This window comes from Dokdonella ginsengisoli, from assembly GCF_042652785.1.
Taxonomy (GTDB): Bacteria; Pseudomonadota; Gammaproteobacteria; order Xanthomonadales; family Rhodanobacteraceae; genus Dokdonella_A; species Dokdonella_A ginsengisoli.
Map to the genome: position 1 here is coordinate 224,652 of NZ_JBHSHD010000005.1, position 17,389 is coordinate 242,040.

21 protein-coding genes are annotated in these 17,389 nt (G+C 70.5%); 13 read left to right on the top strand and 8 right to left on the bottom strand.

Annotated features, from left to right (window positions below):
• The first annotated feature begins 28 nt into the window (after positions 1 to 28).
• From ACFO6Q_RS05505 to ACFO6Q_RS05515, 3 genes are all read left to right on the top strand, one after another.
• Positions 29 to 241: a hypothetical protein gene (locus tag ACFO6Q_RS05505; protein ID WP_380019562.1), complete on the top strand. Its 213-nt coding sequence runs from the start codon at positions 29 to 31 to the stop codon at positions 239 to 241.
• Between the two features lie 13 nt (positions 242 to 254).
• Positions 255 to 1,187: a DMT family transporter gene (locus ACFO6Q_RS05510; protein WP_380019563.1), complete on the top strand. Its 933-nt coding sequence runs from the start codon at positions 255 to 257 to the stop codon at positions 1,185 to 1,187.
• Positions 1,188 to 1,344: 157 nt separating this feature from the next.
• Positions 1,345 to 1,944 carry a gamma carbonic anhydrase family protein gene (locus tag ACFO6Q_RS05515; protein ID WP_380019564.1) on the top strand — a complete coding sequence of 200 codons (600 nt, stop codon included), beginning with the start codon at positions 1,345 to 1,347 and terminating at the stop codon, positions 1,942 to 1,944.
• Positions 1,945 to 2,019: 75 nt separating this feature from the next.
• On the opposite strand, the gene ACFO6Q_RS05520 is transcribed toward ACFO6Q_RS05515, so the two are convergent.
• Together ACFO6Q_RS05520 and dinB are read right to left on the bottom strand one after the other, a co-directional pair.
• On the bottom strand, positions 2,020 to 2,601 hold the full coding sequence (locus ACFO6Q_RS05520; protein WP_380019565.1) for a hypothetical protein: 582 nt from the start codon (positions 2,599 to 2,601) through the stop codon (positions 2,020 to 2,022).
• 195 nt (positions 2,602 to 2,796) lie between these two features.
• Positions 2,797 to 3,876, bottom strand: a complete 1,080-nt coding sequence (gene dinB, locus ACFO6Q_RS05525; protein WP_380019566.1) for a DNA polymerase IV — start codon at positions 3,874 to 3,876, stop codon at positions 2,797 to 2,799.
• A 157-nt stretch (positions 3,877 to 4,033) separates the two neighbouring features.
• On the opposite strand from dinB, the gene ACFO6Q_RS05530 reads away from it, so the two are divergent.
• The 3 genes from ACFO6Q_RS05530 to ACFO6Q_RS05540 all read left to right on the top strand — a co-directional run bounded on the left by ACFO6Q_RS05530 (position 4,034) and on the right by ACFO6Q_RS05540 (position 5,865).
• Positions 4,034 to 4,585 (top strand): DUF4124 domain-containing protein, encoded by a 552-nt coding sequence (locus ACFO6Q_RS05530; RefSeq protein ID WP_380019567.1) that lies wholly within the window; start codon positions 4,034 to 4,036, stop codon positions 4,583 to 4,585.
• A gap of 122 nt (positions 4,586 to 4,707) precedes the next feature.
• Complete coding sequence (locus tag ACFO6Q_RS05535; RefSeq protein ID WP_380019568.1) at positions 4,708 to 5,415, top strand: hypothetical protein; 708 nt, start codon at positions 4,708 to 4,710, stop codon at positions 5,413 to 5,415.
• A gap of 3 nt (positions 5,416 to 5,418) precedes the next feature.
• Positions 5,419 to 5,865, top strand: a complete 447-nt coding sequence (locus ACFO6Q_RS05540) for an iron chaperone (protein ID WP_380019569.1) — start codon at positions 5,419 to 5,421, stop codon at positions 5,863 to 5,865.
• A gap of 7 nt (positions 5,866 to 5,872) precedes the next feature.
• Here ACFO6Q_RS05540 and ACFO6Q_RS05545 read toward each other — a convergent pair whose 3' ends face one another.
• Entirely contained in the window at positions 5,873 to 6,091 is a 219-nt protein-coding gene (locus ACFO6Q_RS05545; protein WP_380019570.1) for a hypothetical protein, read from the bottom strand.
• 163 nt (positions 6,092 to 6,254) lie between these two features.
• On the opposite strand from ACFO6Q_RS05545, the gene ACFO6Q_RS05550 reads away from it, so the two are divergent.
• The 3 genes from ACFO6Q_RS05550 (at position 6,255) to ACFO6Q_RS05560 (ending at position 7,967) form a co-directional block, all read left to right on the top strand.
• Positions 6,255 to 6,782, top strand: coding sequence for a peroxiredoxin (locus ACFO6Q_RS05550; RefSeq protein ID WP_380019697.1), 528 nt, complete (start codon positions 6,255 to 6,257; stop codon positions 6,780 to 6,782).
• A 4-nt stretch (positions 6,783 to 6,786) separates the two neighbouring features.
• The gene (locus tag ACFO6Q_RS05555; protein ID WP_380019571.1) at positions 6,787 to 7,410 is read left to right on the top strand and encodes a DNA-deoxyinosine glycosylase; all 624 of its coding nucleotides are present in this window, start codon (positions 6,787 to 6,789) and stop codon (positions 7,408 to 7,410) included.
• 86 nt (positions 7,411 to 7,496) lie between these two features.
• Positions 7,497 to 7,967 (top strand): hypothetical protein, encoded by a 471-nt coding sequence (locus ACFO6Q_RS05560; protein ID WP_380019572.1) that lies wholly within the window; start codon positions 7,497 to 7,499, stop codon positions 7,965 to 7,967.
• Positions 7,968 to 8,074: 107 nt separating this feature from the next.
• On the opposite strand, the gene ACFO6Q_RS05565 is transcribed toward ACFO6Q_RS05560, so the two are convergent.
• From ACFO6Q_RS05565 to ACFO6Q_RS05585, 5 genes are all read right to left on the bottom strand, one after another.
• Complete coding sequence (locus ACFO6Q_RS05565) at positions 8,075 to 8,482, bottom strand: hypothetical protein (protein ID WP_380019573.1); 408 nt, start codon at positions 8,480 to 8,482, stop codon at positions 8,075 to 8,077.
• A 100-nt stretch (positions 8,483 to 8,582) separates the two neighbouring features.
• On the bottom strand, positions 8,583 to 9,080 hold the full coding sequence (locus tag ACFO6Q_RS05570; protein ID WP_380019574.1) for a GNAT family N-acetyltransferase: 498 nt from the start codon (positions 9,078 to 9,080) through the stop codon (positions 8,583 to 8,585).
• The gene (locus ACFO6Q_RS05575; protein WP_380019575.1) at positions 9,070 to 9,525 is read right to left on the bottom strand and encodes a hypothetical protein; all 456 of its coding nucleotides are present in this window, start codon (positions 9,523 to 9,525) and stop codon (positions 9,070 to 9,072) included. The genes ACFO6Q_RS05570 and ACFO6Q_RS05575 overlap by 11 nt, the downstream gene beginning before the upstream one ends.
• A gap of 101 nt (positions 9,526 to 9,626) precedes the next feature.
• Positions 9,627 to 12,086, bottom strand: a complete 2,460-nt coding sequence (locus tag ACFO6Q_RS05580) for a S9 family peptidase (protein WP_380019576.1) — start codon at positions 12,084 to 12,086, stop codon at positions 9,627 to 9,629.
• An 84-nt stretch (positions 12,087 to 12,170) separates the two neighbouring features.
• Positions 12,171 to 13,721 carry a malectin domain-containing carbohydrate-binding protein gene (locus tag ACFO6Q_RS05585; protein ID WP_380019577.1) on the bottom strand — a complete coding sequence of 517 codons (1,551 nt, stop codon included), beginning with the start codon at positions 13,719 to 13,721 and terminating at the stop codon, positions 12,171 to 12,173.
• A 130-nt stretch (positions 13,722 to 13,851) separates the two neighbouring features.
• Here ACFO6Q_RS05585 and ACFO6Q_RS05590 point away from each other — a divergent pair, with 130 nt between their 5' ends.
• The 4 genes from ACFO6Q_RS05590 to hemC all read left to right on the top strand — a co-directional run bounded on the left by ACFO6Q_RS05590 (position 13,852) and on the right by hemC (position 17,381).
• Positions 13,852 to 14,514, top strand: a complete 663-nt coding sequence (locus tag ACFO6Q_RS05590; RefSeq protein WP_380019578.1) for an alpha/beta hydrolase — start codon at positions 13,852 to 13,854, stop codon at positions 14,512 to 14,514.
• Between the two features lie 183 nt (positions 14,515 to 14,697).
• Positions 14,698 to 15,669, top strand: a complete 972-nt coding sequence (locus tag ACFO6Q_RS05595; protein WP_380019698.1) for a sensor histidine kinase — start codon at positions 14,698 to 14,700, stop codon at positions 15,667 to 15,669.
• A complete protein-coding gene (locus ACFO6Q_RS05600; RefSeq protein WP_380019579.1) occupies positions 15,666 to 16,397 on the top strand; it encodes a LytR/AlgR family response regulator transcription factor in 732 nt (243 codons plus the stop codon). The genes ACFO6Q_RS05595 and ACFO6Q_RS05600 overlap by 4 nt, the downstream gene beginning before the upstream one ends.
• Before the next feature lie 57 nt (positions 16,398 to 16,454).
• Positions 16,455 to 17,381 (top strand): hydroxymethylbilane synthase, encoded by a 927-nt coding sequence (gene hemC, locus ACFO6Q_RS05605; RefSeq protein WP_380019580.1) that lies wholly within the window; start codon positions 16,455 to 16,457, stop codon positions 17,379 to 17,381.
• The last annotated feature ends 8 nt before the right edge of the window (positions 17,382 to 17,389 follow it).

Below are 17,389 nucleotides of genomic sequence, written 5' to 3' on the forward strand. Positions count from 1 at the left end.
TCACGCCGCAAGCAGAGGAGCAAACGCCATGTTGAACGAATTGAACGGCATCGTGCGCGACCTGCTGGGTCTGCACGGCTATCCGGTGGCGCCGGTCCACCCGTCCGCGCCGCCGTCGCACAAGCCCCATGCGGGCGAACCGGAAAAGGCGGCGCCGTCGCGCTCGCGTCTGGCGCGCAGGGTGCTGGTATTGGCCAAGGTCGCGCTCGGTCCTTCCGCGATGGGACACGTCCACTGGTGAACGGACACGCACGATGAATCTTCCCTTCCGCCAATCCCCCGCCGTCCTGCCGCTGTTCGCGGCGGGGCTGGCGCTGGTGTTCTGGTCGTCGGCGTTCGCTGCGATCGCCTACGGCCTGCGCGCGTTCTCGCCGGCGGAGCTGTCCCTGCTGCGTTTCGGCATCGCCTCGGCCGTGCTGGCGATTCCGGTCGCGCTCGGCGCGATCCGCCTGCCGCCGCGGCGCGACTGGCCCGCCGTGGCGGTGCTCGCGCTGATCGGCATGACGGTGTATCAGCTGAGCCTGGGCTATGCCATGACGCGCATTCCGGCCGGCGCGGCGGCGGTGATCATCGCGCTGGCGCCCGGCGTCACCTCGGCGCTGGCGGCGCTGCGCCTGGGCGAGACCCTGACGGCGCGCATGGGCGTCGGCCTCGCGGTCGCCTTCGCCGGCGTGGTGCTGGTCACCCTCGGCTCCGGGCGCGAGCTGCGCTTCGAGCCGATGGCGCTGCTGGTGCTGGTCGCCGTGTTCGCCACCAGCGTGTACTTCGTCTGGCAGAAGCCGCTGCTGGCGCGCACCGACGCGCTCGGCTTCACCACCGCCAGCATCTTCGCCGCCACGCTCGGCCTGCTGCCGTTCGGCCTGCACCTGCCGGAGAAGATCGCGCTCGCCTCGACCGCGCAGCTCGTCTCGGCGGCGTATCTCGGGCTGGTGCCGACCGTGTTCGGCTACGTGTGCTGGAACTGGGCGCTGTCGCGCGCGTCGGCCTCGACGGTGTCGAGCTTCCTCTACGTGCAGCCGCTGCTCGCCGGCCTCATCGCCTGGCTGTGGCTCGGCCAGACGCTCGGCGCGCTCGCCGTGGCCGGCGGCGCGCTGGCGATCGGCGGCGTGGTGCTGACGATCCGCGGCTCGCGCGCATCGTCGCCGCCGCCGTTGCCGCGCGACGAGCGGGCCGCCTGCGCCGGCTAAGACGGCGCAGGCGGTCGCAGTCGACCCGGAACGTTGCGCCGGCACGCGTGAAGCCGATGTCTAATCGCGCGCGCGGCGGACCTGCAAGAACGTGCAGCTGGCGTCGACCCCGCCGGATCGACGATGCTGTCGCCCGGAACCTTGCGGGGACACTGCCTTGACCAACATCCGGCCTTTCCACGGCTTCACTCCGCTGGTGTCCGCGCGGGCCTACGTCGATCCGGCGGCGCACGTCATCGGCAACGTCAGCGTCGGCGAGGACAGCTCGATCTGGCCCTGCGCGGTGGTGCGCGGGGATGCGCACGCGATCCGCATCGGCGCGCGCAGCAACGTGCAGGACGGCGCGCAGCTGCACGTCACCCACGACGCGCAGTACACGCTCGGCGGTTTCGCGCTGACGCTCGGCGACGACGTCACCATCGGCCACGGCGCCGTGCTGCACGGTTGCACGGTGCAGGAAGCCAGCCTGATCGGCATGCACGCGACGATCCTCGACGGCGCGCTGGTCAAGAAGCACAGCATCGTCGGCGCCGGTGCGGTGGTCACGCACGGCAAGATCGTCGGCACCGGCGAGCTGTGGCTGGGCAATCCGGCGCGCTGCGTGCGCATGCTCAGCAACGAGGAGATCCAGCAGATCCTCTACGCCGCGCGCCAGTACGTGAAGCTCGCCGCGCAGTACCGCGACGCGCAGGCGGCCGCTCAAAGCAGCGTTATCCGCGAACACGACCGTCACAGCGGATACGTGAAGGCGCCGTAGTCGGCCGTCAGGAAAATCCCGCGAAAGGCGATTCCGAAAACCACCGGGGCGTCGCGCCCCGGTGGCTGCGTGCGCTCAGGGCTTTTTCGTGAACGTCTGATTCGGGCTTTCGTACAGCGTGAAGCCGATGTCGCACGGGCCGCTGCTCGATTCGAGAGGGACCGCGAAAGTCTGCGCATAGCCGGTGAGCCAGCGGAAATACCAATAGCTCGGCGCTTCGCATTCGATCAGAAGAGGCGGGCCGAAGCCGGAAGTGTCGTAAATGGAAATGCTGAAATTCGGAATCTTTCCGATGACGTATCCGCTGCCCGTCTCGGTGGTTCCGGTCCAGGGCAGATTCTCCGGATAGATGGCCGCGGTCGTCATGTATCCCTGCGACGGCGTCGAGCAGACGATTTCCACGTCGTTGTAGCCCACCGTGAACGAAGCGTCCGACGGGTTCAGGTTCACCTTCATGTTCATGACGCAGGCGCCCTGCAGGCTGGGCTCCCATTCGTCGTGAGAGCGGTGCGCCCACTGGATCTCGCCGGCCAGCGTGGTGAGGCCTCCGGGGGCCACCGTGTAACCTGCCGCCGACGCTTCGTTCGCCGTCGTCGCGGCTGCCGTCCAGGCCAACATCATCGCGAGTACGCTCGCGTTGAACTTGCGCTTCTGCATGGATGTTACTCCTTGAGTGAAAGGTATATTTTTTCTTTCTCTCTCTACAGATATTCCATTGCCAGAACGGGCGTTTCGCCCGCCCGTTTTTCAACCTACCACGAAAATGTTCGTTCTTTCTTACAGGTCGTGGAAAGGTGACGTATTCGGTATTTTTCGGGAGTCTGCCGAAGCGGATTTCCGGCGCGCAGGGCGCTAGGTCCGATCGCGCTCGATGTCGCCGAACAACTGCGATTGCGGCATGTCGTCCGCGCCGACGAAGTTCGCCAGACCGACGCCGACCAGGCGGTACAGCGTCGAGGACGGCGCGTCGACGTGGCCGCGCAGCTCCAGTGCGAGATCGGTCAGCTCCGCGGCCGAGCGCGGCGGCAGCGGCGGCGTGCGGCTGCGCGTGAGAATGCGGAATTCCTTCGTCTTCAGCTTCAGCACTACGGTGCGGCCGATGCGTTCGGTCTTGCGCGTCGCCGCCCACACCTTCGCCGCCAGCTCGCGGATCATCGGCTCGGTCGTCGACAGCGGCTGGTCGGTGGCGAAGGTGTCCTCCGCCGAGATCGACTGCGTCGGCCGGTCCGGCCTGACCTCGCCGCGGTCGATGCCGTGCGCCAGCTCGGACAGGCGCCGGCCGTAGCGGCCGAAGCGCGCTTCCAGCTCGCCGACGTCGCAGCGGCGCAGCTCGCCGACCGTGCGCAGGCCGAGCGCGGCGAGCCTTGCATCCATGACCTTGCCGACGCCGTGGATGCGCGACACCGGCAGCGGCTCGAGGAACGCCTCGACCTCGTGCGGACGGATCACGAACAGTCCGTCCGGCTTGCGCCAGTCCGAGGCGATCTTGGCGAGGAACTTCGACGGCGCGACGCCGGCCGAGGCGGTCAGCTGGGTCTCCTCGCGGATCTGCTCGCGCACGCGGCGCGCGATCGCCGTGGCCGAGGGCAGGTCGGTCTTCGGCTCGGTCACGTCGAGGTAGGCCTCGTCCAGCGACAGCGGCTCGACCAGGTCGGTGTGGCGCAGCAGGATCTCGCGCACCTGGCGCGAGACGGCGCGGTAGCGCGTGAAGTCCGGCGCGACGAACACCGCATCCGGACACAGCCGCTCCGCGCGCATCGCCGGCATCGCCGAACGCACGCCGTAGCGGCGCGCCTCGTAGCTCGCCGCGCAGACCACCGAGCGCTGGCCGCGCCAGGCGACCACGACCGGGCGTCCGCGCAGGGACGGGTCGTCGCGCTGCTCGACCGACGCGTAGAACGCGTCCATGTCGACGTGGATGATCTTGCGCATGCGGGGGCGAGGGGGGCGATCGCCGGAATCGTACTCCGCCCGGCCGCGCGCCGGCAGGCACGGGAACGGCGTTTTCCTACGCGACGATGCGGCGATCGCGCATCGTCACTGCGCGAGCGAACGGCGACCCTGCGACATCTTCGTCCGGAGCACGATCATGCGCAGTGGAGCAGCCAGGCGATTTCTGACGGTGGTGCTCAGTGGATGGCTGCTGCTCGCGGCCGCTTCCGCACAGGCCGGATCGGTCTACCGCTGCGGCGGCACGGACGGCCACGTCGCCTACCAGGATCGCCCCTGCACCGGCGCGCAGCAGCAGACGCGGATCGAGCTGGCCACGCCGCCAGCGCCGGCCGCCTCGCCGGACTACGCCTTGACGGCGGCCGCACGGCCGAAGTCGCCGTCGCGCGGTTCGCGCACGGCCGGTCGCGCCGGGGCACGTGGGGAGTCTTCCTCCTACGAATGCCGCGGTGCGAACGGCGAGGTGTTCTACCGGCATTGGGCCTGTCCGAAGTCGATACCGGCGCCCGGCGCCGGCGGTCGCCGACGCAGCGGCGAGGCCTCCTCGGTCGCCGTGACGGCGGCGCCGCTGACGCGCGCGGAAGCCTGCCGGCGGCTCACCGCGGCCGGCTCGATCGGGCGCCGCGGGCGCGATCGCGACGAGAACGTGACCACCTACGAGCGCAACGCCGGCCGCGATCCGTGCCGGTGAGGGGCCGGGCGCGGACGGCGCCGGGCCGTCGCGTTCGGCTTTCGGCCGAATCCGCGGGCTGTTTTGCGGATATGTAACGCGCCGGCGTTTAGGATTCCGCGGCTTTTCCGTGGAGCGTGCCGATGCATCCGATTCATCGCGCCCTGGCGCTGATCCTCGCCGCCGCCTTGCCCGCCGCGTGCTCGCAGTCGACGCCGCCGGCACCGGCCGCGCCGAGCGTGCCTGCGGCGCAGACGCAGGGTCAGAAGGAACTGGGGCTGTACCGCCAGTTGCAGCAGGAAAAATCCTACGAGCTGGCCGCGCCGATCGGCGCCGAGATCGTGGCGAAATATCCGCAGAGCCAGGCCGCCAAGGAAGTCCAGGAAACGCTCGCCGACACCACTGCCAAGGCCACCGCGCTGACGACGCGACGGCGGCTGGAAAGGCTGTGGTCGTACCAGTCCGGCAAGGAGTCGGGCGGCACGCAGAACACCGCCTCGATCTACAGCGGCGATTCCACCGAGACGCGCGTGCGCCTCGTGCTGCGCCGGCATTCGGCCTGGGGCCAGAGCGTCTACCTGTTCGGCAGCGGCAAGGGATTCGAATGCGGCGCCAGCTGCAGCATCGGCCTGCGCTTCGACGAGCAGCTGGTGCAGCGCATGAAGGCGTATCTGCCGGAAACCGGCGAGCCGGCGCTGTTCATCTCGGACGACAAGGCCTTCCTCAAGCGCATCGGCGGCGCGCAGAAGATCTCGATCGATGTGGTCGAGAAGGGCAAGGGACCGCGCACCCTGGTGTTCGAGGTCGGCGGTTTCGATCCGGACAAGTTCCCGCCGCTGAAGAAGGGGTGAGCGATGGCACGCAGCGCCGCGACCACGGTGGACGCGTACCTGGCCGAACTGCCGCCCGAGCGGCGCGCCGTCGCCGAGCGGCTGCGCGAGCTGATCGTGGCGAATCTGCCCGCGGGCTACGTCGAGGCGATGAACTGGGGCATGCCCAGCTACGAGGTGCCGCTGTCGCGCCATCCGGACACCTACAACGGCCAGCCGCTCGGCTACGTCGCGTTCGCGGCGCAGAAGAACGGCTACTCGCTGTACCTCATCGGCGTCAGCGTGGACGCCGACCGGGAGGCCGAGCTGCGCGAAGCCTTCGCGCGCGCCGGCAAGAAGCTCGACATGGGCAAGGCCTGCGTGCGCTTCAAGCGCCTGGACGACCTGCCGCTGCCGGCGATCGGCCGGCTGATCGCCGCGATGCCGGTGGACGACTTCATCGCCGCCTGCGAGCGCAGCCGCGGCCGCTGAGGACGATTCAGATCGCGTCGGGATCGTGCGCTTCCAGGCGCACGCCGGTGGCGACGACTTCGTAGTGCCGCCTGGACAGCACGCGCAGCTCGCCGCCGTCGGCGAGGCAGACCTTGACCAGCCGTTCGATGTGCGCGTTCTCGTGGCTGGCCGGCTCGACGTAGACGTGGATTTCGTAGTCCTTTCCGTCGCTGCCGTGCGCGTGATAGAGCCGTTTCAGGACCAAGACGCCGCTCCGCGCTACGGATGCCCGGAGCCGATGCTAGCAAACGAGGAACGGACGAACGATTTCACGCCCGGCGCCGGTCTGTCGGACTCGTCCTAGACTAGGCATCCCTTCATCGCGCCGTCCGGCGCATCGCTCATCGAGGAGAACGATCGTGAAACGCATGCTGTTGTCCCTGTTGCTGCTGCTGATCGCCGCGCCGGCGTTCGCCGCCGACACCGAGGCGGGCCCCGCCGTCGGCCAGGCCGCGCCGGAATTCCGCCTGCAGGACCAGAAAGGGGAGTGGCACACGCTGGCCGAGGAGCGCGGCAAGTGGGTCGTGCTGTACTTCTATCCGAAGGATTTCACGCCCGGCTGCACGACCCAGGTCTGCGCTTTCCGCGACGACATCATCCAGCTGCGCAAGGCCGGCGCGGACGTCTTCGGCGTCAGCCTGGACGACGTCAAGTCGCACGCCGAGTTCGCGCAGAAGTACAAGGTGCCGTTCCGCCTGCTGTCGGACGCCGATTCGAGCGTGGCGAAGAACTACGGCGTGCTGACGGCGAAGCTCGGCGTGAACTACGCGCGCCGCGAGACGTTCCTGATCGATCCGGAAGGCCGCATCGCCAAGCGCTACGTCGACGTCGATCCGAAGGAGAACTCCAAGCAGGTGCTGGCCGATCTCGCCGCGCTGAAGAAGCCGAAGGCCTGAGCGCGTGAGTGCGTCGAAGCGCGGCGCGGCGAAAGCCGCCTCGCCGCGTGGCAACGGCGCGCAAGGCCGATCCGCCGGCGCGAGCGCGATCGTCGAGAGCTTTCCGCCGCAGGTCGGCGCCGGCTGCCGGCTGCTCCTGCTCGGCACCGCGCCGAGCGTCGCGTCGCTGGCGCAGCGCCAGTCGTACGCGCATCCGCACAACCTGTTCTGGCCGTTCATGGGCCTGCTCTACGCGGCCGGACCGGAGCTGCCCTATGCCGAGCGCATCGCACGCCTGCACGCGCTCGGCATCGGCATCTGGGACGTGCTCGAGCGCTGCGAGCGCCCGGGCAGCCTGGACAGCGGCATCGTGCCGGCGAGCGAAGTGCCCAACGACATTCCCGGCCTGCTGCGCGCGCATCCGACCATCGCCGCGATCGCGCTGAACGGCGCCAAGGCGCAGCAGGTGTTCGCGCGGCGCATCGAGCCGGCGATCGAGGCGCGCACGCGGGCCGGGCTGGCGGTCCTGGCGCTGCCGTCGACGAGCCCGGCCAATGCGTCGATTCCGCGCGCGACCAAGTTCGAGCGCTGGCGCGAGCTGCTGCGCTGGGTGCCGGTGCCGGACCGGTCCGGCGAGCGCGTGCCTTGACGGGATTTTCACGTCAGTTCCCCGGTCGTTCAGCTAACTTGGGACACGCTTTCGTTCCGTCCCACCACCACCAAGGAGCAACGCCGATGAAATCGTCTCTCGCGGTCCTGGCTGCTGCTGTCGCGTTGGGTTTCGCCGTCTCCGTTCCGCAGCGTGCGAGCGCGGAAGAGGCGGATCTGGGTTGCAAGCTGCGCTTCTCGCTGACCGGCTGGTCGCTGATCTACAAGCATGCCGAGGGACACGGCGTGGTGACCTGCGCGAACGGCAAGTCGATGCGCGTGAAGATCGAATCCAAGGGCGGCGGCCTGACCGCCGGCAAGTCGCACATCGACAACGGCACCGGCAAGTTCACCGACGTGCACAAGATCGAGGACGTGCTCGGCACCTACGCCAAGGGTGACGCCAGCGCCGGCGCGATCAAGGCCGGCACGGCGCAGGTGCTGACCAAGGGAACGGTGTCGCTGGCGCTGGCAGGCGCCGGCGAGGGCATCGAACTCGGCGTCAGCGTCGGTGCGTTCACCCTCAGCAAGGCCGGCAACGGCCACAAGAGCAAGTAAGCCGGTCGGCTGCGAACTCGCCAAGGCCCGCGCGATCCGCGCGGGCTTTTTTTTGGCGCTCGCGCCGTAGGGGTTGCGGTCCGCGGCGAGTCGCGGATGAAACCGCGTCAGCCGGCCGCGGATTCGAGCCACTCGGGCGGCAGCTGCAGCTTCACGCCGGTCGAGCCGACTTCGACGCGGACGGAGTCCTGCCACAGCAAGCACAGGCGCTCGCGCCTCCGCATCACGCGCCACGGGATGAACAGCGGCGGATGGCCGGGGCGGAACAGGGACGGCACGGCGAGATGCAGGCCGTCGCCGGCCGCGGCCGCGCGCAGCGACTGCTTGTACGACACCAGGCCGACGCGTCCGCTGACGCTGCGATAGCCGATCGCGGCCGGATCCCCGCGCTCGGGAAACTCCTCGTGCAGCCTGCGCCAGCCGCCCACGTACGACAGCAGCAGCACGACCGCGCACCAGAACAGCGGCAGGACGAGCAGCGCAATCAGGGCCAGCAGCGGCGCGTACGCATCCATGGCGCGAGGTTCGGCAAGCAAGGCGGGGCGCCACGATACTCCGCCGTCGCGGGAAGCGTGCCGCCCTGCGAATGCAGCGAAATCGCGCGGCGGCGCTCGATCAGAGCCCCTTCTCGTAGCGCCACACGTCCAGCAGGAACGGTCCGTCCGGCGTCTCCAGCCGGCTGGTCACGATGCCGCGCCGGCGCCAGCCGTGCTTGGCGTAGAAGCGTGCCGCGCGATCGTTGCCGATGGCGCAGGCGAGCCAGGCGGTCCGTATCCCCGACGCAGCCAGCCGCCGTTCGCCGTCGGCGAGCAGCACGGCGGCGACGCCCTTGCCGCGCGCCGCGGCGCAGACGAACAGCTGGTACAGCTCGTCCTCGCGGATCATGCAGAAGCCGTCCGGCGGAGAGCCGCTCACGCGCACGTGGGCGAGCGCGGCGGCAAGGCGCTCGCGGAAGCTGTCGAGCGTGCGATGCCGCGCCAGTTCCGCCGGTACCAGATGCGCGTGCGCGTCGCGCCAGGCGTCGTGCCACAGCTGCGCGAGCAGACCGAGTTCCGCGACCTCGGCCACCCGCACCGGGCCGGCCGCGTCGAGATGCGCGCCATCACGGTGCACCGGCGTCCCCGTCGGGATGATGGGCGAGGAAGTCGTCCATCTTCTCCAGCATCGCCTTCTTCAGGGCGATCATTTCCTCGCCGAGCGGCCGTTCGTCGGAGTGGTAGTACTTCAGGTATCCCTCGGCGCGCGACAGGTCGTCGGCGAGTCCGTAGCGCAGCGCGCCGACGATTTCCGACGCGCTGGCGAGCTGCGCGAAGTCCTGCGCCATCCGTTCCTCGAATTCGCGGCTGTCGTGTTCCAGCTCCGTCAGCTGTTCGCGCTGGCTCTTGCGCAGCCGCACCGGCGGTTCGCCGCGCCGGGCCTTGACGGCCTCGATGCGCTCGGGAAACGACGCCTCCGCGCGCGTGAAGTCCTCCGCCAGGGATTGCAGTTCGTGCAGGCGCCCGAGCGCGTCGGCGTCGCCGGTCTTCGCCGCGGCAATGCGGAAATAGGCAGCTCTCATGCGCGCAGGCCGCAGCCGGAGGTTGCCCTAGCGTAGCGCGCCGCGACGAAGGGCGCGTGGCACGACGTCCGGCATGCGGACGTCGTGCTTCGACGGCGCAGCTATTTCAGGTTCGCCTCGAACAGCTTGAGGATGCGCTTGTACTCGTCCAGCCACGCGTCGGCGTGGACGAAGCCGTGGCGCTCGAGCGGATAGCCGGCGAGTTCGAAGTTGTCCTTCTTCAGCTCGATCAGTTTCTGGTACAGCCGCACCGAGTCCTCGAACAGCACGTTGTCGTCGATCATGCCGTGCGCGATCAGCAGCGCGCCCCGGAGTCCGTCGGCGAACTCGATCGGCGAGGAGCGCTCGTAGGCGATCGGATCGAGCTGCGGAGTGTTGAGGATGTTGGAGGTGTATTCGTGGTTGTACTGCGCCCAGTCGGTGACCGGGCGCAGCGCGGCGCCGGCCTTGAACACCTCGGGTGCGCGGAACATCGCCATCAGCGCCATGAAGCCGCCGTAGGAGCCGCCGTACAGGCCCACGCGCTGCGGATCGGCGGAGGCGTTCTTCTCCAGCCAGTGCACGCCGTCGATCAGGTCCTCCAGCTCCGGATGGCCCATCTGCCGGTAGATCGCGGTGCGCCAGTCGCGGCCGTAGCCCTCGCTGGCGCGGTAGTCCATGTCGAGCACGACGTAGCCGCGCTCGGTCAGCAGGTTGTGGAACATCTGCTCGCGGAAATACGCCGGGAAACCCAGGTGCACGTTCTGCAGGTAGCCGGCGCCGTGCACGAACAGCACGGCGGGGTATTTCTTCGACGCGTCGAAGTCCCTGGGCTTGTAGAACTTCGCGTAGATCGGCTGCTTGGTGTGCGAGGAGGGCACCGCGACGATCTCCGGCGCGAGCCAGCTCATCGCCTTGTAGTCGGCCGTACGCGTGTCGGTCAGCTCGCGCGGCGCGGCGCCCGGCTCGGCCGCGGCGACCGCGACCTGGGCCGGCACGTAGGAACTGGAATGCAGCACCGCGAGCTGCCTGCCGTCCGGCGAGAGCGCGAACTGCTGCATGCCCTTGTAGGCCGTCACGCGCTCCAGCTCGCCGCCGCCGACGGCGACGCGGTACACGTCGTAGGCGTACGGCGCTTCGACGTTGGCGCGCAGGTAGAACCAGCGCCCGTCCGGCGACAGCGCCGGCGCGGAGACCTCGAAGCGGCCGTGCGTCAGCGCGTTCGCCTTGCCGCTGGCGGTCTTGGCGTACAGCTGCGACCAGCCGCCTTCCTCGGACAGGTACCACAGGGTGCGGCCGTCCTTCAGCCAGCCGAAGTCGTTGAAGTCCCAGTTGATCCAGGCCGGGTCGGTGAGCCGGTGCTGCGCGGTCAGCTTGGCGCGGTCGAAGTCGACCGTGGCGATCCAGCGGTCCTTGTTGTCGATCGCGCGGATCTGGATCGCCAGCGAGGCGCCGTCCTCGCTCCAGGCGATGCCGCCGCCGCCGCCGTCCTCGCCGTCGGCGACGATGCGCACGGCGCGCGCCTTCGGCTCGTCGTTCTTTTTCTTCTCGGCCTTCTTGGCGTCCTTCTTCTTGTCCGGGCTGCCCGCTTCGGGCTTGACCTCGGCGCCGCGTTCGCGCTTGAGCTTTTCGTTCTCCTCGCGCACCGCCTTGAGCGGATCGTCGTGGATGCCGGGCAGGTCCTCCAGCGCGAGCGCCTCCTGCTTGCGCGCGCCCAGGTCGAGCAGCAGCAGCGACTGCGGCGCGGGATCGTTGCGGCCGACGCGGGTGCGCTCGTCCTCCTGCTCCTCGTAGCCCGATTCGGTCACGAAGCGCTGCAGCTTGCCGCTGCGGCCGGCGTCGTAGCTCTTCGGCGAGGTCACCACCAGCAGGTGCCGGCCGTCCGGCGCCAGCGAGGTGGCCTCGATCTTCACGTCGTCGCCGATGTAGAACGGCAGCGGCGCGCGCGTCGGGTCGCCGCCGGTGAATTCGTCGGCGTGCTTCTTCTGCGCCTCGCGGTCGGCCTTCAGCTTGCGCAAGGTGGAGAAATAGCGCAGCTGCTGCTGCGCCAGGTCGTCCGGCTTCTTCGCCTCGGGATCCTTCTCGGCGCGCACCAGCGCCGCCGGGCCGCTCACGCCGGCGGCGATGTCGTAGACGAACCAGTCGGCACCGGCGCGGTACTGCACGGAGCGGCCGTCGGCGGAGAACTGCGGCGAGGCTTCGGCCTGCGGCGTGCGCGTGACCTGGGTCAGCCGACCGCTGGCGACGTCGCGCAGGAACACGTCGCCGTTGCGCACGAAGGCGGCGCGGCTGCGCGAGCGGTCGAAGCGGGCGTCGGGGCCGTCGGCGTTGGCCATCGCGGCCGGGTCGACCACCGTATCGCGGCCGTCGGCGAGATCGACGCGATGCAGGTCGCGCACCGGCGAGGCGTTGCGCTTGAGCCGGTAGTAGAGACTGCGCCCGTCCACGCTCCAGTACGGCTGCTGCACCGGCGACCCGATCCAGTCCGGGTCGGCCATCGCCTGATCCAGCGTGACCGCCCGCGTGGACGCGGCGGCGAGCGTGAGCAGGGTGGCGAAACTGGCGACGAGGGCGCGCTGCATGCAGGTCTCCGGGAACGGCAAAGCGCGCAGGATACCCGCAAGCCGGCGGCTCGCACCGGGTCGAAAGTCAGCCGTGGCGGCCGCTCACTCCGCCTCGAAGCCGTCGGCGAAGATCGCCTCCGTGCCGCCGCGGATCACGCGCAGCGCGTCGAGGCGCGCGCTGCCGGCGCTGCCGTTGGCGAAGGCCAGGTCCAGTACGCCGTCGTCGACGGAAACCTCGAAGCGGCGCACCACGGCGGTGTCGACGCCGGCGCCGGCGATGATGTCGAAGTCGTCGAGCACGCGCACGCCCTCGATGGAGACGTCGAAGACGCGCTGGCCGGGCGCGCTGTTGTAAGTGTCGGCGAACTGCAGCTCGACGCGGTACGGCCCCGGCGGCACCGGCAGGTGATAGGCGAAGTTGCCCCAGCGCCAGTCGTTGTAGAGCGCGTCGTCTTCGGTGCCGGCCACCGCATGCGACGACACCTGCGTGGAGCCGCCGTCGAAGGCGGTGTCGGCGGCGTACGGCGTGCCGTCGACCGCGGTGTAGGCCGCGCCGCCGGCGTTGATCGCGGCGACCACGCTGCCGGGTTCGGGCGGCGGCCCTTCGCGCGTGACGCGCAGGCTGTCGTTGAAGGTGGTGCTGCCGCCCCAGTCGGCGTGGCCGCTCGGCCCGCTCGCGACGACGCGGATCGGATTGACGCCGGGATTGAGCGTGATGCCGGCGGCGCTCCAGCTCGTCGTGCCCTCGGCGGCGCCGCCGGCGCCGGCGAGCACGCTCCAGTTCACCGCGTCGATGCTCAGGTCGCCGTGGTCGGCGCTGCCGGCGAGATCGAGCGTCTGGTCCTCGGTGGACCAGGCCGGCGCGTCGGTTGGCTGCACGATGCGCAGGCTCGGCGCAACGCTCGTGTCAGGCTGGCCGCGACGTTGCGACACCAGCCAGCGGAACAGCAGCGGATGCGCGTAGGCGACCGGCCAGATGGCGTGGCCGCCGCGGTCGTAGCGCGTGTAGATCGCGGTCGCGCCGGCGTTGCGCAGGGCGGTGACGAGGTCGTCCGAGCCGGCGACGCCGACGGTCGGATCGTTCTGCGCGTGGAAGAACCAGGACGGCACCGCGGCGACCGACGCGGCCGCGCCGGTGTCGCCGTTGCCGGACATCGGCACCGCCGCGGCGAAGCGGTCCGGGTGGGCGCCGAGCGCGCTCCAGGTGCCCATGCCGCCCATCGACACGCCGGTGATGTAGATGCGCTGCGGATCGATGGAATACTCGGTCGCGATCTGGTCGACGATCGCCACCGCGGTTTCCAGCGGCGCGCCGCCCCACCAGCCGTTGGTGAAGCACTGCGGCGCGACCATGAAGACCGGCTGCAGCGCGAGATTGGCGTCGTCGAGCAGGCGCATGGCGCCGTTCGCCGAATTGTCCAGCTGCGCCTCGTTGTCGCTGCCGCGTTCGCCGGCGCCGTGCAGGAACAGGATCAGCGGATAGGACTGCGCCGGGTCGTAGCCGGGCGGCACGAAGTAGCGGAACGACAGGGTGGTGCCGCCGGTATGGCTGACGCCGTAGAGGAAATCCTCGCGCGTCGCCGCGCTGGCGGCCGCGGTCGCCACGGACAGGGCGCAGGCGGCCAGCAAGGCCGGTTTCTTGTGGCGAAGCATCGCGACCCCCTCCCGGATGCCGGTCGGCGCACGCTAGCACGCCCCGGTGCCGCGATCTGCCAAGCAGACGACGCTTGGCAAACGCGGAACGATGCGGCAGCCTTCGGCGAGTTTCCCTGCCGCGGCCGCCATGATCCTTCCCTGCGTCGAAATCGAAACCGCTCCGAACCCGCGCCACGCGATCGTCTGGCTGCACGGCCTGGGCGCCGACGGCAACGACTTCGCGCCGATCGTTCCGGAACTGGTCGCCCGCGACTGGCCGCCGCTGCGCTTCGTGTTCCCGCACGCGCCGGTGCGCCCGGTCACGATCAACGGCGGCCTGCCGATGCGCGCCTGGTACGACATCAAGGGCGCGGCGATCGCCGACAAGCAGGACGAGCCCGGCATCCGCGCCTCGATCGCGCAGCTGGATGCGCTGATTGCACGGGAGGGCGAGCGCGGTGTTGCCTCCGAACGCGTCCTGGTCGCCGGTTTCTCGCAGGGCGGGGCGATCGCGCTCGCCGGCGGCACGCGCCACGCCGCGGCGCTGGGCGGCATCGTCGCCTTGTCCACCTACCTGCCGCTGGCGGAGAAGAGCGCCGCCGAGCGCAGCGCCGCCAACGCGAACGTGCCGATCTTCATGGCGCACGGCAGCCACGATCCGGTGGTGCCGCTGCCGCTCGGGGAAATCAGCCGCGACGCGCTGCACAAACTCGGCTATTCGGTCCAATGGCACCGCTATCCGATGGCGCACCAGGTCTGCGCCGAGGAGATCGACGACCTGCGCGGCTGGATCGGCGCGCGCCTGGCCTAGGACGCGCCGCGGGCGCGCGCGTCGCGATATCGCGACCGCCTGCGCACGCCGGCGCGGCGGCCGGTTCTATACTCGCCCGCCATGGCATCGGGGGAATCGGACACGCGGACGGGGAGCGCGGGCGCAGGCCACGCGCCGAACTGGCTGCCGCAATTCTGCAGCGCGCCGACGCTGTTCGCGGTGATGATCGTCGCCGAGCTGGTCGCCCTGATCGTGGTGTTCGCGCCCGAGGCGCAGGCGCGCCCGCTGCTGCCGCGCCTGGGCGTGGCCAGCGTCTACGCGCAATGGCTGGCCCTGCTCAACGTGGTCGTGCTGTGTTCGCTGCGGCCGCTGTTCGCGCAGCTCGGCGTGCGCTCGGGGTATCTGGTCGCCTGGGCGCTCTCCATCGCGACCACCGCGCTCGCCAGCGCGGTGGTCTGCCGCATGGACCAGGCGCTCGGGCTCGGCGTCAGCGTGCCGCCCGGTTCGACGCTGCGCTTCGTGCTCGCCAACGCGACGATCTGCGCGCTGATCGCCGCCGCGCTGCTGCGCTACCTGTTCGTGCTGGAGCAGTGGCGCGAGCGCGTGCAGGCGGCGTCGCGCGCGCAGGTCGACGCGCTGCAGGCGCGCATCCGGCCGCATTTCCTGTTCAACAGCATGAACACCATCGCCAGCCTGATCCGCACCCGCCCGGCGGAAGCCGAACGCACGGTCGAGGACCTCGCCGACCTGTTCCGCGCCGCGCTCGGATCGGACGCGGCGCTGGGCACTCTCGGCGAGGAGCTCGATCTGGTCGAGCACTACCTGCGCATCGAACAGCTGCGCCTGGGCACGCGCCTGCGCGTCGAGCGCGATTTCGCCGATCCGCCGCGCGCCATCGCGCTGCCGCGCCTGCTGCTGCAGCCGCTGATCGAGAACGCGGTCTACCACGGCATCCAGCCGCGCGCCGACGGCGGCACGCTCGCGCTCGGCGTACGCCGCCACGGCGACGGCGTGGAGATCGTGGTCGAGAATCCGCTGCCGCCGGACGCGCCGGTGGCGCGCAACGGCGTCGCGCTCGCCAACGTGCGCGCGCGCATCCAGTACCACTTCGGCGCGCGCGGCGAACTGCACGTGCGGACGGGGCCGCAGGTCTTCCGCGTCACGGTGCGCCTGCCGGGGAGCCCCGGACGATGAGGGTGCTGCTGGTCGACGACGAGCCCCTGGCGCGCGAGCGGCTGGTCGCCCTGCTCGCGGAAATCGACGGCGTCGAGGTGGTCGGCGAGGCCGGCAACGGACGCGAGGCGCTGGAAGCGGCGACGCGCCTGCAGCCGGACGTGCTGCTGCTCGACATCCGCATGCCGACCATGGACGGCTTCGAGGTGGCGCGGCATCTGGCCGCGCTCGAGGTGTCGCCGGGGCTGATCTTCTGCACCGCGTTCGGCGATCACGCGCTGGCCGCGTTCGAGGCGAACGCGGTCGACTATCTGGTCAAGCCGGTGCGCGCGGAACGCCTGCGCGCGGCGCTGCTCAAGGCGCGGCGCTGGAACGGCGAAGGCGTGCATGCGCTGGCCGCGATCGAGCCCGATCGCCGCCGCACGCACCTGTGCGCGCGCGTGCGCGGCAGCCTCGTGCTGGTGCCGGTGGCCGACATCGATTACCTGCTGGCCGAGGACAAGTACGTGATCGTGCGGCACGCGAAGGGAGAGGTGCTGATCGAGGAGCCGCTGAAGGCGCTGGAGCAGGAATTCGACGGCCGCTTCGTGCGCATCCACCGCAACTGCCTGGTGTCGCTGGCGCGGCTGAGCGGCCTGACGCGCGCGCCCGACGGGCGCCTGTTCGCCAGCATCGGCGGCGTCGCGACCACGCTCGAGGTCAGCCGACGCAACCTGCCGGCCCTGCGCAGGCTGGTGCGCACCTTGTGAACCGGCGTGGCCGCGTGCCGCGCGCGCCGGGCCGCACCTTCTGGCTATCATTCGTCCATGTCCAAGAGATCCGATCGCCCCTTGCGCATCGCCACGCGGCGCAGCGCGCTCGCGCTGTGGCAGGCCGAACACGTGGCGGCGCGCCTGCGCGCGCACCATCCGGGACTGCAGGTCGAGCTGGTCGCCATGACCACGCGCGGCGACCAGATCACCGACCGGCCGCTGGCCGCCATCGGCGGCAAAGGGCTGTTCCTGAAGGAACTGGAGGTCGCGATGCTCGAGCAGCGCGCCGACCTCGCGGTGCATTCGTACAAGGACGTGCCGATGGAGCTGGAGCCGGGCTTCGCGATCGCCGCCGTGCTCGAACGCGCCGACGCGGCCGACGCCTTCATCAGCAACGATCATTCGCGTCTTGCGCAACTGCCGCACGGCGCGCGCGTGGGAACCTCGTCGCTGCGCCGGCAGGCGCAGCTGCGCGCGCTGCGGCCCGATCTGGAGCTGGTGGACCTGCGCGGCAACGTGAATTCGCGCCTGGCCAAGCTCGACGCCGGCGACTACGCGGCGATCGTGCTCGCCTGCGCCGGCATCGAGCGCCTCGGCTTCGGCTCACGCATGCGCGAGCGGCTCGCGCCGCCGCACTGGCTGCCGGCGGTGGCGCAGGGCGCGATCGCGGTCGAGTGCCGGCACGGCGATGCGGAAGTCGCCGAGCTGCTGCGGCCGCTCGACGACGAAAGCACGCACCGCTGCACCGCTGCCGAGCGTGCGATGAACCTGTGCCTGCACGGCAGCTGCACGGTGCCGGTCGCCGGCTACTGCGTGGAGACCGAGACCGGGCTGGCGCTGTGGGGGCTGGTCGGCGACGCCTCCGACGGGCGCCTGATCCGCGCCCAGGCGGAAGGCCCCGCCGGCGAGCCGCGCGTGCTGGGCGAGCGGGTCGCCGCCCTGCTGCGCGAGCAGGGCGCCGACGCGATGCTCGGACGCTGACGCGCCCG

Bases quoted from the DNA above. Each gene is read 5' to 3' on its own strand.
- ACFO6Q_RS05565 (WP_380019573.1), bottom strand. From the start codon at position 8,482: ATGGATGCGTACGCGCCGCTGCTGGCCCTGATTGCGCTGCTCGTCCTG.
- ACFO6Q_RS05520 (WP_380019565.1), bottom strand. From the start codon at position 2,601: ATGCAGAAGCGCAAGTTCAACGCGAGCGTACTCGCGATGATGTTGGCC.
- ACFO6Q_RS05505 (WP_380019562.1), top strand. From the start codon at position 29: ATGTTGAACGAATTGAACGGCATCGTGCGCGACCTGCTGGGTCTGCAC.
- ACFO6Q_RS05550 (WP_380019697.1), top strand. From the start codon at position 6,255: ATGCTGTTGTCCCTGTTGCTGCTGCTGATCGCCGCGCCGGCGTTCGCC.
- ACFO6Q_RS05510 (WP_380019563.1), top strand. From the start codon at position 255: ATGAATCTTCCCTTCCGCCAATCCCCCGCCGTCCTGCCGCTGTTCGCG.
- ACFO6Q_RS05580 (WP_380019576.1), bottom strand. From the start codon at position 12,086: ATGCAGCGCGCCCTCGTCGCCAGTTTCGCCACCCTGCTCACGCTCGCC.
- hemC (WP_380019580.1), top strand. From the start codon at position 16,455: ATGTCCAAGAGATCCGATCGCCCCTTGCGCATCGCCACGCGGCGCAGC.
- ACFO6Q_RS05540 (WP_380019569.1), top strand. From the start codon at position 5,419: ATGGCACGCAGCGCCGCGACCACGGTGGACGCGTACCTGGCCGAACTG.
- ACFO6Q_RS05535 (WP_380019568.1), top strand. From the start codon at position 4,708: ATGCATCCGATTCATCGCGCCCTGGCGCTGATCCTCGCCGCCGCCTTG.
- ACFO6Q_RS05590 (WP_380019578.1), top strand. From the start codon at position 13,852: ATGATCCTTCCCTGCGTCGAAATCGAAACCGCTCCGAACCCGCGCCAC.
- ACFO6Q_RS05530 (WP_380019567.1), top strand. From the start codon at position 4,034: ATGCGCAGTGGAGCAGCCAGGCGATTTCTGACGGTGGTGCTCAGTGGA.
- dinB (WP_380019566.1), bottom strand. From the start codon at position 3,876: ATGCGCAAGATCATCCACGTCGACATGGACGCGTTCTACGCGTCGGTC.
- ACFO6Q_RS05560 (WP_380019572.1), top strand. From the start codon at position 7,497: ATGAAATCGTCTCTCGCGGTCCTGGCTGCTGCTGTCGCGTTGGGTTTC.
- ACFO6Q_RS05595 (WP_380019698.1), top strand. From the start codon at position 14,698: ATGATCGTCGCCGAGCTGGTCGCCCTGATCGTGGTGTTCGCGCCCGAG.
- ACFO6Q_RS05575 (WP_380019575.1), bottom strand. From the start codon at position 9,525: ATGAGAGCTGCCTATTTCCGCATTGCCGCGGCGAAGACCGGCGACGCC.
- ACFO6Q_RS05585 (WP_380019577.1), bottom strand. From the start codon at position 13,721: ATGCTTCGCCACAAGAAACCGGCCTTGCTGGCCGCCTGCGCCCTGTCC.
- ACFO6Q_RS05600 (WP_380019579.1), top strand. From the start codon at position 15,666: ATGAGGGTGCTGCTGGTCGACGACGAGCCCCTGGCGCGCGAGCGGCTG.